We start from the raw sequence: 14329 nt of genomic DNA on the forward strand, positions 1-14329 counted from the left end.
TGTGACTGTCAACCGCTTTTTTAAAACATTTTAAAAACCCGTTTGAAAGTCGCCAACTCAGCCCTAGGCCTTGCTAGCCCTGACTTGCATCAACGTTGCTCTGCAGCGCTGTGTGCCGTGTCAGTGGAGGTGCATTATAGGGAGGCGAATTTGGAAAGCAATAGTTATTTTTGCTTTTTTATAACTTTCTGGCAGATTAATCCAAAATGGATTACAAAATAAGCAAAAAGGCGCAAAAAACAGCGCCTTTTTAGGTTTTAGCCGAGTAAAACTACTTTTGTTCGGGCTCTTGTTTAGCCTTTTCCGTCACTTCACCCTTGGATTCTTCTTCAACCTTGGGTTTATCTTCATTAGTACCGCTAGTAGCTTTCTTCTCTTCGGTTTCATCCAGCTCACATTCTAAGTCATCATCACCCACAACGTGTTCGATTTTCAACTTTTTAACCGTGCGAATGGTATATACTGGGCCAGATATGGCATATACCGCAAACAGAGTAAACAGAATCACCGCGGGTTTAACTGCAATCACAATAAATACCAATACCATCAGCAGTACAACAAAAAATGGCACTCGCCCCTTTAAGTCGATCCCCTTAAAACTGTGATATTTAAAGTTACTCACCATTAGCAGACCACTGATAATAGTAATGAAGCATGCGACAAACTCTAGGTTATTACCCGAAAACTCTAAATCTTGAGCAAACCATACCATACCCGCTATCACCGCTGCGGCGGCGGGACTGGCCAAACCTTGGAAAAAGCGCTTATCAGCAATCCCTACTTGGGTATTGAAGCGAGCCAAACGCAAAGCCGCCGCTACGGTATAAACGAAAGCAGCTAACCAACCTATCTTGCCTAGGTCATTCAAAGCCCAGTTATACACCACTAAGGCTGGCGCAATACCGAAGGACACCATATCGGCCATGGAGTCGTACTCAGCGCCAAACGCGCTTTCGGTATTTGTAAGCCGAGCTACCCGCCCATCGACACCATCGAAGATCATCGCAACAAAAATGGCAATGGCTGCAGCTTCAAACTGGCCGTTCATTGAAGCGACGATGGCGTAAAAACCGGAAAATAACCCAGCCGTAGTAAACAAATTAGGTAATAAAAAAATACCTTTTTGTCTCGCGCCGTCGCTAACTTTTTGTTCTGTCATTTAAATACTCTAAGAAACTACTTAAAAATGTGTTCTAAAAATAGCATAAGCCCCCTGCCCTGAATAGCGATTCGCAGACAAAAGCTCAGTGATGAACTATATCTTAAACAGGTCTTGGTTAACTTTGGGAGGGAACGCAGCTTGACCTTAATATGCAGCACAAATTAGGTACTAGCGATATGGATATAGAAAAATTGAGCACAATTTTGAATTTAACTGCCCAACAATTGGACCAGTTTAGTGAGATAGAACGGCAATATAATCATTTACTGGATGAAATGTTCGGCTTTGAAGGTGACCGCAAGCAAATGTGGAAAGCAGTGCGCAATCTGATGAAAGACAAAGAAGCTCAAATAAGCAAACTACTCAACACTAACCAGCAACAGCTATATTGCGAATTAAAACAACACCAGCAACAGCAGCGTAAGCAAGCACATTAGCTTGCTTACGCTGGCCATTCATTTATAGGAAAACCAACTGCTCTCCTTCTAAAGCGATGGTAATGGTTTTGCCCGGCTCGATATCTCCGGCCAAAATAGCTTGGGCAAGAGGGTTTTCTAACTGCTGTTGAATAGCCCGTTTCAAGGGACGAGCCCCATAAACCGGATCGAAACCAGCCTCACCTAATTTATCCAATACCGCATCACTGAACTCAAGGTGATAACCTTTTTCTTCAAGTCGAGGCACAAGGCGCTGTACTTGAATCGCCGCGATTTGGCGAATTTGCTCGTGAGCCAAAGGATGGAACACCACCGTTTCATCGATACGGTTAATAAACTCAGGTCTAAATTGCTGAGTCAATACACCCATTAAGGTTGTTTTAATTTCCTCATGAGTCATGGCACCGTGGTGCTCTTGGATTAGGTCGGAGCCTAAGTTTGAGGTCATAATAATCACCGAATTACGGAAGTCTACGGTGCGCCCTTGACCATCAGTTAAACGTCCATCGTCGAGCACTTGCAGCAAGATGTTAAATACATCGGGGTGAGCTTTTTCTACCTCATCTAATAGAATCACCGAATAAGGTCTACGTCTCACCGCTTCAGTAAGATAACCCCCTTCTTCGTAACCCACGTAGCCAGGAGGAGCTCCCACTAACCGTGCCACTGAATGTTTTTCCATAAATTCTGACATGTCGATCCGTACCATCGAATCTTCAGTATCAAACATAAATTCAGCAAGCGCTTTACATAGCTCGGTTTTACCTACACCGGTAGGCCCTAAGAACAAGAATGAGCCAATCGGTCTATTGGGATCAGATAAACCGGCACGGCTACGACGAATCGCATTAGATACCGCGTGAACCGCTTCGCTTTGACCAATCACCCGGTCATGTAATTGCTGCTCCATACGTAGCAATTTGTCACGTTCCCCTTCAAGCATGCGATTAACCGGAATACCAGTCCAACGCGATAGCACGTCGGCGATTTCCACCTCGCTAACTCGGTTGCGTAATAAACTCATATCTTGCATTTCTGCCTGCGAAGCCAAGTCGAGCTGGCGCTCTAACTCGGGGATCCGCCCATATTGCAGTTCTGACATACGATTCAAGTCGCCGGCGCGGCGTGCTACATCCATATCTAGGCGAGCCTGTTCTAAGTCAGCCTTAATATGCTGAGTACCAGATAAAGCGGCTTTTTCTGTTTTCCAGACTTCATCTAGCTCTTTAAACTTGCTTTCTTTTTCTTGTAGCTCTTCATCCAACAGTTCAAGCCGTTTTAGGCTGGCGCTGTCTTCCTCTTTTTGTAGCGCTTGACGCTCTAACTTGAGCTGAATAATCTTACGCTCAAGCTTATCTAAGGCCTCTGGTTTAGAGTCGATTTGTAAACGAATGCTAGAGGCGGCTTCATCGATCAGGTCGATGGCTTTATCAGGAAGCTGCCTATCAGAGATATAACGGTGGGAAAGACTAGCTGCCGCTACAATGGCAGGGTCGGTTATTTCCACCGAATGATGCAATTCATAACGTTCTTTCAAGCCACGCAATATCGCGATGGTGTCTTCCACGCTCGGCTCTTCCACCAATACTTTTTGGAAACGACGCTCCAAGGCGGCATCTTTCTCAATAAACTGGCGGTATTCGTTCAAGGTGGTAGCACCCACACAATGCAGCTCACCACGGGCCAAAGCGGGTTTTAGCATATTGCCCGCATCCATAGCGCCGTCGCCTTTACCCGCGCCCACCATGGTATGCAGCTCATCAATAAATAGAATGACCTGGCCTTCTTCTTTAGCGAGCTCATTTAATACCGCTTTTAGACGTTCCTCAAACTCACCGCGATACTTAGCACCAGCCACTAGAGCGCCCATATCAAGCGATAGCACCCGTTTATTTTTTAGTCCTTCAGGCACCTCATGGTTAATGATTCGCTGAGCCAAACCTTCGGCAATGGCAGTTTTACCCACCCCTGGCTCACCAATAAGTACCGGGTTATTTTTAGTGCGGCGTTGTAATACCTGTACGGTGCGACGAATTTCATCATCACGGCCAATAACTGGGTCTAATTTACCTTGCTCGGCACGCTCGGTGAGATCGATGGTATATTTTTCTAAGGCTTGACGTTGGTCTTCAGCATTAGGGTCATCTACCTTTTGCCCACCACGTAGCTTCTCGATGGATTTCTCAATGCTTTCCTTGTTGGCCCCCAAGCCACGCATGATATCGCCCAACTTACCTTTATCTTCGGTAGCGGCGAGGAAGAAAATTTCTGAGGAAATAAATTTATCTTTGCGTTTTTGCGCTAATTTATCGCAGAGATTAAGCAATACTACCAGTTGATTGGAAAGCTGAACCTCACCACCGGTGCCTTCTACCCTAGGCAATTGTTCTAACGCTTGCGATAGCTGAGAGCGAAGGGCGCTGCCTTCGATGCCGGCTTGTACTAATAAGGGACGCAAAGATACCGCATCTTGATTTAGCATGGCCGTCATTAAGTGCACCGGTTCAATGAACTGGTGATCACGACCCAAGGCTAAAGATTGGGCATCAGAAATAGCGAGTTGAAATTTGCTGGTAAATCTATCTAGGCGCATATCACACCTCCACATACTAATAAGCTATTAATGATTATGTGGGTTTAAGATTAGAAAATTTCAAGATAGCCAGCCTGAAAAAAGTCAATTTTGCTAGCGCTAAGCGCTATTTTTTTATTAACTCAACCAAATGGCTGCCGCCATGCGACCGGTTTGACCATCACGCCGATAGGAAAAGAAGCGCTCCGGCTCACTGTAAGTACAACTTCCCTGCTGATAAATATTATTAATGCTTAAAGCATTGAGACGTTGTTTAGCCAAGCTGAAAATATCTGCATAATATTTTCCCGGCGCAGTACTGGGGCGAAAAGCCGACTCAGCTTCGCCACTTTTGGCAATAAACTGCTGGCGAACTTCTGCACCCACTTCAAAGGCTTGTGGGCCAATCGCCGGCCCCATCCACACCATGATTTGCTGCGGGTCAACGGCCATTTTAGCTACCGTGTTTTCAATAACGCCATTGAGCAAACCTCGCCAGCCGGCGTGAGCTGCCGCCACCACTTGTGCTTGTTTATCACAAAACAACAATGGTAGGCAGTCGGCGGTCATGACTATGCAAGCCGCACCCGCGCGATTTGCCACGCTGGCATCGGCTTCGAGTAAGTGACCGCTAGCGGCATGCGCATCAACTACCTTGGTACTGTGGATCTGTTGCAACCAACAGACTTGCGCAGGCATACTTTGCTGAAAGTCTGCTCGATTGGCAGCTACCGCTTGAGCTAAATCGCCCACATGATCGCCTAAGTTATAGGAATCGTAGGGGCTTTGGCTAACACCAGCGAGGCGGTCGCTATAAATTGCGTTAACCCCGACCGGGCTTGGCCACTCAAGTGTTAGTATTGCCATAGGGCTTAACCCAGATCAGGGTTGAGTTTATGGTCGACTCGCAAGGCTTCAGCAATATCTAACATGTCTTGCGGTACCGGTGCATGCCATTCCATTTCTTCACCCGTGATGGGATGAGCTAGGCGCAACATCACCGCATGCAAGGCTTGGCGTTGGAAACCACGCATAGCAGCAATCAATTCCTCACTAGCACCTTTGGGTAAACGTAAACGCCCATAGGTTTGATCGCCCAATAAAGCATGGCCAATGTGCGCCATATGCACCCGAATTTGGTGAGTACGGCCAGTTTCAAGGCGCAAGCGAATTCGCGTATGCTGGCGAAACTTTTCTGCCACACGGTAGTGAGTCACCGCGGGTTTGCCATTAGCGACTACCGCCATGTGGGTACGCTTGGTTGGGTGCCGACCAATTGGCTCATCAACCAAACCACCAGCGGTCATTGTTCCCGTTACTATGGCTTCATATTCGCGAGTTATATCGCGCTCTTGCAAGGCTTCTACCAAATGAGTTTGCGCAGGTAGGGTTTTAGCCACCACCATTAAACCGGAGGTATCTTTATCGAGGCGATGCACAATCCCTGCTCTTGGTACTTCAGCAATGCTGGGGTAGCGGTATAACAAGGCGTTAAGCACAGTACCACTGGGGTTGCCAGCACCAGGGTGAACCACCATATTGATTGGCTTATTGATCACCAAAATATCATCATCTTCGTACACCACGTTTAATTCGATATTTTCGGCTTGGGCTTCCACCACGTCTTCCAGCACGGTGTTTAACACTATCTCTTCACCGCCAATGACCTTTTCCCTAGGCTTTACCTTTAATTCGCCATCTAAGCGAACACATTCCCCGAGGATCCATTCCTTGATACGAGAACGGGAATAATCTGGAAATAACGCCGCTAATGCCTGATCAAGGCGAGCTCCGGCTAACTCTTCATCGACGATTGCTCGCAGCTCTAATTGTTGACTCATCTTAGCTTTACCTCTAACAGGAAGGTCAAAACGGGCTATTGTAATCATTCTCAGCTTAAAGCATAGAAGAAATTAGTTTGTTAGAAGCGGCTCTCACTATATATCTCACTCTACGATTGACGGTTTAGGTAGCATAGAGGATACTGTTTGCCCATTATTTAGGGTGTGTAGCGTAATCCTTTTGTTAAGCAAAAGATTGTTATCTTGCAAGCACCGCCACGAACAAAGACGATTTTTAGCCTATTATGCGCGTTTATAAGCAAACAATTACTGTAATACTTCTCGGATTAATGCTCGGGGCCTGTTCTTCCAATACTAAAGATAAACCAGCGATTCCCGATAAACCCGCTTCAGAGTTATACGCAGAGGCGCAAACAGCGATTAATAATGGCGCCTATGGTGAAGCTGCTGATAACTTAGAAGCCTTAGATACCCGCTACCCTTTTGGTCCTTACTCAAGCCAAGTCCAATTGGATTTAATCTACGTTTATTACAAGCGCAGTGATACCGCCATGGCCTTGGCCAGTGCTGATCGCTTTATTCGCAATAATCCAACCCATAGCGAGTTAGACTATGTTTATTACATGCGTGGATTAACCAATATGGCGGCAGACTACAACATGTTCCAAAGCCTAGTCGGCGTTGACCGTTATGACCGCGACCCAAGTTTTTCAACTCAAGCCTTTAACGACTTTAGAACCCTAATCAACCGCTATCCTCACAGTGAATATGCTGCAGATGCACAAAAACGGATGATGTATTTAAAAGATAATCTAGCCCGTCACGAGTTAGCCGTTGCCCGTTATTACATTAAGCGTGAGGCTTATATTGGTGCGGTTAACCGGGCTCGTTACATTATTGAAAATTTCTCAGATACGCCCTCGGCTAGAGATGCACTTGAGGTAATGGAACAAGGTTATAGTGCTTTAGGCCTAGAAGATAGAGCCGAGCAAGCCGCAGCTATTCGCCGCTACAATTAAGTCCCTCTCGGCATAGCCTCTCACTTCGAGGCTATGGCTTACTAAACGCCCCCGCACTACACACAACCTTTAAGCCTTAGTGACTTTAGCTTGCTCAAAAAAAAGAGCCTTACGGCTCTTTGAATGGAAATGAAATCACTTATACACGACGGTACGGCAAGTAAATAGGCTCCCACATGTGTTCCGCAATCTCTTGTTCTATATCTTTACCGCTGAGACAGCCCTGAGGATCGGTATCTTGAATTTGCTTTAAGATAGCCTTAGCCACATAACTCGATACTGCTTTTAGCTCGCGCATACGAGGGAAGACACAACCGCTGTCTAAGTCTTCTTGTGATACATACTCTGCCAACGCAAAAGAAGCGGTGGTGAACATGTCCATAGTAATTTTACTTACCCCTGCAACAATAGTGGCTAAGCCAACCGCTGGGAAAATAAATACATTATTACCTTGGCCAATCCGATATAGCTGACCATTGTACTCCACGTCGTCAAAGGGGCTCCCCGTCGCGACAATTGCTTTGCCATCACTCCACTTATAAACATCGGCAGGCAAGGCTTCACAGTTATCGGTAGGATTAGACAATGGGAAAACCATTGGCCGCTCGGTGTATTCAAGCATTTTTTGTACGTGGCTTTCTTTAAAAGCCCCGCCCACACCGCTACAGCCCAATAGTACCGTAATTGGTGTATTGTCGATGAGTTCGCTTAAACTTGCCTTGCCTGGTTCCGCCAAACTCCAACTTGCGGCCATCTCGGCGGGTTTAGCATAACGTTTTTTATACTCATCCAGATCAGGACGGTTATCAAACACTACGCCGCGAGAATCAAGAATATAAATTTTATCCCGCGCTTCTTGGTGGTTTAAACCTTCTTTAAGCAAGCCAGCAAAAATTTGGTCGGCAACCCCCACGCCACCAGCACCCGCGCCATATACGGCATACACTTGGTCTGCTAGCGTCTCGCCCTTGATTTTAGTGGCGCCAATAACGCCGGCTAATACCACCGAGCCAGTACCTTGAATATCATCATTAAATGATGGCAATTCATCTTCATATTTAGACAAATTGTCAAAGGCATTAGATTTACTAAAATCTTCCCATTGCAATACGGCTTTAGGGAAATGCAGCTTAGTTTGCTCAACAAACTTTTCAATGAAATCTTGATATTCTTGACCACGCATCCGTTTCTTAGGTAGGCCTAGGTACATCGGATCATCGAGTAAATCCTGATTATCAGTGCCCACATCCAAGGCTATCGGTAAACAATGGGCAGGGTGGATCCCTGCACCCAAGGTGTACAGCGATAACTTACCAATGGGGATCCCCATACCACCAATACCTAAATCACCTAGACCCAAAATACCTTGGCTATCCGTCACCACGATAATCTTGATATCTTTACCGGCAAAGTGACGCGCCATCTCGCCCATTTGGTCAACATTTTCGGCGGTAATGTACAAACCACGGTCTTTCTGGTAGCGGTGACTAAATTCTTGACAGGCTTTACCCACCGTCGGGGTGTAGATGATCGGTGCCATCTCTTCAATATGCCGCGACACTAAGGCATAGAACAGGGTTTCGTTACGGTCCTGTAGTGCACGTAAGTACTGGTACTGCTCAATATCACTACAAGCACTTAAAAAGCCTTTATAGACGCGTTTTAACTGGTCTTCGAAGGTTTGCGGTTTTGGGGGTAACAGGCCGGTTAAGTTAAACGCTTCTCGCTCTTCGTAGCTAAAGGCGGTGCTCTTGTTAAGGGTTCTGTCGTTCAATAATGCCGTACCAGAAATAGAAACCGGGCGAAAATCATTACCCTCTTCATCTTTCCAGCGTAAATACTTACCAATGGCCATGGTGTCCTCCGAGACAAGGCGTAATACAATTTGCGAAAGTTAAATAATAAATGATCACGTGGACTCTGTACCCTATTTAGTGAAAAAACTGTGGAATTTAGAGACCTTAAAGTAGAACGTCCCAACAAAATGAAAAATTTTGATGGGACGCAATTACATCGAGAGTCCAGACCAAGACGGCAGCTATTCTGCCGCTAGGTCCTTAGCTAGTTTATCTAGCGATAAAACTATTCATGAGCAGTAGGTTCTACTTTAACCGCATCACTCCCGCCATTACGTTCCCGCTTACTGAATATGCGTTCGACGATGACGAAGAAGATAGGAATAAAGAAAATACCCAAGAAAGTCGAGCTAATCATCCCACCGAGTACCCCGGTACCAATAGCATTCTGACTCCCCGAGCCAACACCATTACTGATTGCTAGCGGAACCACACCTAAACCAAAGGCCAGTGAAGTCATCAAAATCGGACGCAAACGAACCCGAACCGCATGCAGTGTGGCTTCTACTAAGCCAGCGCCTTGTTCGTAGAACTCTTTAGCAAACTCCACAATCAAAATTGCGTTCTTAGTAGCTAGTCCCACTGTGGTTAATAAACCTACTTGGAAGAATACGTCGTTGGGCAAGCCGCGACCATTCATCGCCAACAAGGCACCAATCACCCCAAGCGGAACCACCAATATCACCGAAAATGGCACCGACCAGCTCTCGTATAGCGCAGCAAGCACTAGGAATACCACCAAGATAGACAAGGCATATAAAGCAGGCGCTTGATTACCCGATAGGCGCTCTTCATAGGAAAGACCGTTCCACTCTACGCCAAAGCCAGCTGGTAGTTTGTCTACCAGTGCCTCGATGTCATTCATCGCCTCACCAGTGCTGTAACCGGGAGCGGTACTACCTTGAATATTCACCGCCGAAAGACCATTAAAACGCTCTAAGCGAGGTGAGCCAAAAGCCCAAGTTCCGGTAGAGAACGCCGAGAAAGGTACCATTTCACCTTTATCATTGCGCACGTACCAAGAATCTAGATCCTCTGGCTGCATGCGATATTCGGTATCACCTTGAACATAAACTTTTTTGACTCGACCTCGGTCAATAAAGTCGTTCACGTAAGAGCCACCCCAAGCGGTACCTAACACACTATTTACCGCATCAATGCTAACCCCTAAAGCGCGCAGCTTGGCATGATCAACATGGATTTGGTACATCGGCGCATCTTCTTGCCCGTTAGGCCGTACCCCCACTAAATTCGGGTTCTGCGCGGCCAAACCTAACAGTTTATTCCGTGCTTCAATCAGCTTATCATGGCCTTGACCGTTTCTATCTTGCAGATAAAGGTCAAAACCGTTAGCAGTACCTAATTCAATTACCGCAGGTGGCACGAAGGCAAATACCAGGGCTTCTTTGAGTTGAGAGAACATGCCCATGGCTCGCCCCGCCACCGATTGCACATCTTGGCCAGTGCCTTGACGCACCGACCAATCCTTCATGCTAACGAAGGCTATCCCCATATTTTGACCGCTACCGGCAAAACTGAAGCCCGCGACTGAGAACACAGAGTTAACATTGTCCGCTTCTTCCTCAAGGAAAAAGTCGGTCACTTTGTCTAACACTTTAATGGTGCTCTCTTGGGTGGAGTTGGTAGGCAAAATAGCCTGAGTAAACAAAATACCTTGGTCTTCATCGGGTAAGAAGGCAGTAGGCATGCGCATGAAAATCCAAGCCACAGCAACTGCTAGCGCGATATAAAGCAGCATCACACGGCCAGCCCGCTTAATCATCGATGCCACCCCAGCTTCGTAACGCGAGGTCATTTTATCGAAGTTACGGTTAAACCAGCCAAAAAAGCCGGTATCAACGGCATGATGACCTTTGGCTATCGGTTTAAGCATGGTGGCACACAGGGCAGGAGTAAGAATAATCGCCACCAATACCGACAGTGCCATAGCCGACACAATGGTAATCGAGAATTGACGATAAATAACCCCAGTTGAACCCGACATAAAGGCCATCGGCACAAATACCGCGGACAGAGTCAAACCAATCCCCACCAAGGCACTGGTGATTTGGTCCATCGACTTCTTGGTCGCCTCAATCGGGCTTAAGCCCTCCTCTGACATCACCCGTTCAACGTTTTCCACCACCACAATGGCGTCATCAACCAACAAACCAATGGCCAGTACCATAGCGAACATGGTCAAGGTATTAATTGAAAATCCGGTAGCCGACAGAATGGCAAAAGTACCCAGTAATACCACCGGAACCGCAATCGTTGGAATTAAGGTGGCGCGGAAGTTTTGCAAGAATAGGTACATGATAACAAATACCAACACCACCGCTTCCAGCAAGGTATGCACCACGCCTTCAATCGATTTTTCCACAAAGGGAGTAGTATCGTAGGGATAAACCACATCCAAACCTTGAGGAAAGAAAGGCTTTAACTCTTCAATTCTAGCTCGTACCAGCTCTGCTGTTTCAAGGGCATTAGCCCCTGTAGCTAGTTTAATCGCCAAACCTGAAGCAGGTTTGCCATTATAAAACGACTCAACCGCGTAGCTTTCAGAGCCCAACTCCACCCGTGCAACATCCCCAAGGAACACTTTAGCGCCAGAGGTATCGGCTTTAACAATAATTTGCCGAAACTCTTCCGCCGTTTGCAAGCGACTCTGTGCTGTCACCGTAGCGTTTAACTGCTGACCGGCCACCGACGGCGCGCCACCTAATTGCCCCGCAGACACTTGAGCATTCTGCTCTCGAATCGAAGCGATAATATCTTGGCTAGTTAGGTTATATTGAGTCAATTTAAGAGGGTCGAGCCAAATACGCATCGCATATTGGGCACCAAATAACTGAATCTCCCCCACTCCTGGCACACGACTAATCGGATCTTGGACGTTTGAGCCCACATAGTCAGAGATATCACTCCTCTCTAAGGAACCATCTTGAGAAACAAAGCCCAATACCATCAAGAAACCGGAGCTAGACTTGGCCACTTCAACACCTTGAGCCTGTACTTCTTGAGGCAACAAAGGCATGGCTAACTGCAACTTATTCTGCACCTGAACCTGAGCGATATCAGGATCGGCTTCGGCGTTAAAGGTCAAAGTAAGCTGGGCATTACCAAAACTATCACTGGTTGATGAAATGTAGCGCAAATGGTCTATCCCGGTCATACGCTGCTCAATCACCTGAGTCACCGTATCTTCCATGGTTTTTGCTGACGCACCAGGATACATAGCACTAATGACAACGGTTGGTGGTGCAATACTAGGGTATTGCGAGACCGGAAGCTTCAAAATAGACAGTACCCCGGCCAACATAACGATAATCGCGATCACCCACGCAAAAATAGGGCGATCGATAAAAAAACGAGCCATAACTTTACCCTATTTTACTGTTCATCTGATTTCATTTCGCTAAGCGGCTTAGCCTCCACCGCGGCACCGGGACGAACTTTTTGTAAGCCTTCCACGATTAATTGGTCGCCAGCAGCTAAGCCGTTGGTGATACGCCACTGATGCTCAATCACCTCAGCGGTGGTCACCACTTTGGCTTCAACTTTGTTGTCTTGTCCCACCACCATGGCTACGGCCTCGCCTTTGGTATTGCGAGTAATGGCTTTCTGAGGAACCAAAATAGCTTTTGGATCGGTGCCGGCATTGAGCACCGCTCGCACATACATACCGGGTAGCAAAATGCCATCGGGATTAGGGAATTCAGCACGTAAAGTTACTGAACCGGTGTTTTCATCAACACTCACTTCAGAAAAACGCAACTTACCAGAATGAGGATAGTTACTGCCATCTTCTAAAATTAAACTAACATCGGCATTATCGGCCGCTTGCAGGTCACCCTGCTTAAGTTTGGCTTTAAGACGCAATAACTGAGCACTCGATTGAGCGATATCAACATTAATCGGATCGAGTTGTTGAATGGTAGCTAAGGTCTGGCTTTGATTAGCAGTCACCAAGGCACCAGCGGTAACACTCGACTTACCAATACGGCCAGAGATAGGCGCTAGCACCTGTGTGTACTGAAGGTTAATTTTAGCCGTATTAATGGCGGCTTTGGCTACCGTTACGTTGGCTAAAGCCACCTTATAAGCAGCATCAGCTTCATCAAACTCTTGTTCACTAATGGCATTAGTGGTTAGCAAAGCTTGATAACGGTCGGCTTTCGCTTTGGCCGACACTAAACTAGCATTAGCTCGCGCCAGCTCGGCTTCGGCGCTGGCTAAGGCCGCCTGATAAGTTGAAGAGTCGATGGTATATAGCGATTGGCCCTGCTCAACCTCAGCTCCTTCAACAAAACCACGTTGGGTAATGATTCCTGATACCTGTGGACGAACTTCTGCCTCAAGAAACGCTTTACTACGCCCGGGCAGCTCCACTTGAATAGCCTGAGCTTGCGTTTTAACTTCAATTACACCTACTTCAGTGCTTCTTGCTGTGGGCTGCGCACTCGCCTTCTCTTCTCCACAAGCCGTTATCCATAATACCACACTTAACACTGAGGCAATCTTAACTATTTGCCGCATAAGAACTCCTAATCAGGCTATCGTCCCAAATGCCCACCATTATCAAAAATAATGATCAGGCTATCTGTGGGAAGTGAAATTTACATCAAAAAAGAATCGGCACTTATCTCATACCTGAGGCTCAGCAGCAAGGCCAAGCTACAGTTAAATTCAAAACGAAAAGTAAATGCAAACGTGAATTGTTAAATATATTTAGCGTAATGACAACCACACCAGTAGCTACAATATATCCTTATCAATACAAGAACTAGCGTAAAAACCTGAACGTAAACTACGACTTTTCAGTAACTATCGGCTAGAACATTATCATTATCTTAAAATGGGTAAATATGAAGAATAAATGCCATGAATATTTGTAGCAATGCACTGCTATTATCCATTATCTTCTACAAGCCAAAAAACATGCTGTAAACCCTAACTGAGAGAGAGAAGGCTCTTGCTACCCGCTATCGACAACATAACATTAAGCTCAAGCCACTTTGAAATAAAACGTAAGTTTTTAATAAAGCTGGGTAAAGCGCTGCATAAATACGGAACACCAGCCTTTCGTTTGGAGTCCCACCTACAAAACGTTGCAGCAACACTCGATATTGAAGGGTATTTTTTGATTACCCCCACTACCATGACCTTTGTCTTGAAATCTCCCGACGACACTCAAGAGTACAATTATGTGATGCGAATGAAACCGGGTGAAATTGACCTAGGTATGCTGGCGCGTACCAATCAACTAGTCAAACAACTCACTCAACAAGAACTCAGCCTGCAACAAGCAACCGAACAACTTAACGTATTAATTGAAGAAAAGTCACCCTACTCAACCTGGCTCACCCTATTAGCCTTTGCCATTACGGGTGGTGCCTTCGCCATGCTAATGTCAGCGAATTGGAGCAGCATTATCTGTGCGACACTGCTGAGCGGTATCTCTTTCTATTTGGCCTATCG

The 14329-nt window shown here is 46.4% G+C and carries 10 protein-coding genes; 3 read left to right on the top strand and 7 right to left on the bottom strand.

Annotated features, from left to right (window positions below; all coding sequences use genetic code 11):
• Positions 1 to 271 precede the first annotated feature (271 nt).
• Positions 272 to 1159: a CDP-diacylglycerol--serine O-phosphatidyltransferase gene (pssA, locus tag ACQY6Q_RS03665; protein WP_427978003.1), complete on the bottom strand. Its 888-nt coding sequence runs from the start codon at positions 1157 to 1159 to the stop codon at positions 272 to 274.
• A gap of 152 nt (positions 1160 to 1311) precedes the next feature.
• Between pssA and ACQY6Q_RS03670 the strand changes: the two genes are divergently transcribed.
• Positions 1312 to 1599 (top strand): hypothetical protein, encoded by a 288-nt coding sequence (locus tag ACQY6Q_RS03670; protein WP_427978005.1) that lies wholly within the window; start codon positions 1312 to 1314, stop codon positions 1597 to 1599.
• A gap of 22 nt (positions 1600 to 1621) precedes the next feature.
• Here the strand turns inward: ACQY6Q_RS03670 and clpB are convergent, their stop codons facing one another.
• The 3 genes from clpB to rluD all read right to left on the bottom strand — a co-directional run bounded on the left by clpB (position 1622) and on the right by rluD (position 6012).
• Complete coding sequence (clpB, locus tag ACQY6Q_RS03675; protein ID WP_427978007.1) at positions 1622 to 4192, bottom strand: ATP-dependent chaperone ClpB; 2571 nt, start codon at positions 4190 to 4192, stop codon at positions 1622 to 1624.
• Between the two features lie 117 nt (positions 4193 to 4309).
• Positions 4310 to 5038, bottom strand: coding sequence for a peptidoglycan editing factor PgeF (pgeF, locus tag ACQY6Q_RS03680; protein ID WP_427978010.1), 729 nt, complete (start codon positions 5036 to 5038; stop codon positions 4310 to 4312).
• A gap of 5 nt (positions 5039 to 5043) precedes the next feature.
• Complete coding sequence (gene rluD, locus ACQY6Q_RS03685) at positions 5044 to 6012, bottom strand: 23S rRNA pseudouridine(1911/1915/1917) synthase RluD (protein ID WP_427978012.1); 969 nt, start codon at positions 6010 to 6012, stop codon at positions 5044 to 5046.
• Positions 6013 to 6257: 245 nt separating this feature from the next.
• Between rluD and ACQY6Q_RS03690 the strand changes: the two genes are divergently transcribed.
• Positions 6258 to 6992, top strand: coding sequence for an outer membrane protein assembly factor BamD (locus ACQY6Q_RS03690; RefSeq protein ID WP_427978015.1), 735 nt, complete (start codon positions 6258 to 6260; stop codon positions 6990 to 6992).
• Between the two features lie 139 nt (positions 6993 to 7131).
• Here ACQY6Q_RS03690 and ACQY6Q_RS03695 read toward each other — a convergent pair whose 3' ends face one another.
• The 3 genes from ACQY6Q_RS03695 to ACQY6Q_RS03705 all read right to left on the bottom strand — a co-directional run bounded on the left by ACQY6Q_RS03695 (position 7132) and on the right by ACQY6Q_RS03705 (position 13387).
• A complete protein-coding gene (locus ACQY6Q_RS03695) occupies positions 7132 to 8847 on the bottom strand; it encodes an NAD-dependent malic enzyme (RefSeq protein WP_427978017.1) in 1716 nt (571 codons plus the stop codon).
• Positions 8848 to 9074: 227 nt separating this feature from the next.
• On the bottom strand, positions 9075 to 12227 hold the full coding sequence (locus ACQY6Q_RS03700) for an efflux RND transporter permease subunit (RefSeq protein WP_427978018.1): 3153 nt from the start codon (positions 12225 to 12227) through the stop codon (positions 9075 to 9077).
• A 14-nt stretch (positions 12228 to 12241) separates the two neighbouring features.
• Positions 12242 to 13387: an efflux RND transporter periplasmic adaptor subunit gene (locus ACQY6Q_RS03705; RefSeq protein WP_427978019.1), complete on the bottom strand. Its 1146-nt coding sequence runs from the start codon at positions 13385 to 13387 to the stop codon at positions 12242 to 12244.
• Positions 13388 to 13823: 436 nt separating this feature from the next.
• Here ACQY6Q_RS03705 and ACQY6Q_RS03710 point away from each other — a divergent pair.
• Positions 13824 to 14329 (top strand): threonine/serine exporter family protein (locus tag ACQY6Q_RS03710; protein WP_427978021.1); only part of this gene is annotated, 506 nt, incomplete at its 3' end.

It is taken from the genome of Agarivorans sp. (assembly GCF_050295395.1).
Classification (GTDB): domain Bacteria; phylum Pseudomonadota; class Gammaproteobacteria; order Enterobacterales; family Celerinatantimonadaceae; genus Agarivorans.

Bases quoted from the DNA above. Each gene is read 5' to 3' on its own strand.
- pssA (WP_427978003.1), bottom strand. From the start codon at position 1,159: ATGACAGAACAAAAAGTTAGCGACGGCGCGAGACAAAAAGGTATTTTT.
- ACQY6Q_RS03670 (WP_427978005.1), top strand. From the start codon at position 1,312: ATGCAGCACAAATTAGGTACTAGCGATATGGATATAGAAAAATTGAGC.
- clpB (WP_427978007.1), bottom strand. From the start codon at position 4,192: ATGCGCCTAGATAGATTTACCAGCAAATTTCAACTCGCTATTTCTGAT.
- pgeF (WP_427978010.1), bottom strand. From the start codon at position 5,038: ATGGCAATACTAACACTTGAGTGGCCAAGCCCGGTCGGGGTTAACGCA.
- rluD (WP_427978012.1), bottom strand. From the start codon at position 6,012: ATGAGTCAACAATTAGAGCTGCGAGCAATCGTCGATGAAGAGTTAGCC.
- ACQY6Q_RS03690 (WP_427978015.1), top strand. From the start codon at position 6,258: ATGCGCGTTTATAAGCAAACAATTACTGTAATACTTCTCGGATTAATG.
- ACQY6Q_RS03695 (WP_427978017.1), bottom strand. From the start codon at position 8,847: ATGGCCATTGGTAAGTATTTACGCTGGAAAGATGAAGAGGGTAATGAT.
- ACQY6Q_RS03700 (WP_427978018.1), bottom strand. From the start codon at position 12,227: ATGGCTCGTTTTTTTATCGATCGCCCTATTTTTGCGTGGGTGATCGCG.
- ACQY6Q_RS03705 (WP_427978019.1), bottom strand. From the start codon at position 13,387: ATGCGGCAAATAGTTAAGATTGCCTCAGTGTTAAGTGTGGTATTATGG.